The organism is Thiomicrorhabdus cannonii (genome assembly GCF_013391695.1).
GTDB classification, from domain to species: Bacteria; Pseudomonadota; Gammaproteobacteria; order Thiomicrospirales; family Thiomicrospiraceae; genus Thiomicrorhabdus; species Thiomicrorhabdus cannonii.
In genome coordinates, this window is record NZ_JACBGH010000031.1 from 1 (window position 1) to 449 (window position 449).

Consider the following 449-nt stretch of genomic DNA (forward strand, 5'->3'; position numbering starts at 1 on the left):
GGTCTATACCATATAATGAATATAGACAGAAATGGAGGATGAAAAGATGAAAGTTATTAAAGTTGAAAACCAAGTTCAAGGTGGAAAAGTTGCTTTTGAGATTTTGAAGGAAAAATTGGCTAATGGAGCTCAAACTCTAGGACTTGCGACAGGAAGTAGCCCACTTGAATTTTACAAGGAAATTGTTGAGAGTGACCTTGATTTTTCAAATCTAACCAGTGTCAACCTTGATGAGTATGTGGGCCTTGATGGGGACAATCCACAGTCGTATCGTTACTTCATGCAAGAAAACTTGTTCAACCAAAAACCATTTAAAGAAAGTTTCTTGCCTCGTGGTGTTAAGGACAATGCTGAAGCTGAAGTTGAACGCTACAACCAAATTTTGGCTGACCATCCAGTTGACCTCCAAATCTTGGGAATCGGTCGCAATGGGCATATCGGCTTTAATG

General features: G+C 39.4%; 1 protein-coding gene. It reads left to right on the forward strand.

From position 1 onward, the window contains the following. Positions 1-46: 46 nt before the first annotated feature. Positions 47-449, forward strand: a 403-nt coding sequence (locus tag HZ297_RS11830) for a 6-phosphogluconolactonase (RefSeq protein ID WP_178863970.1), incomplete at its 3' end; no start/stop codon positions are given.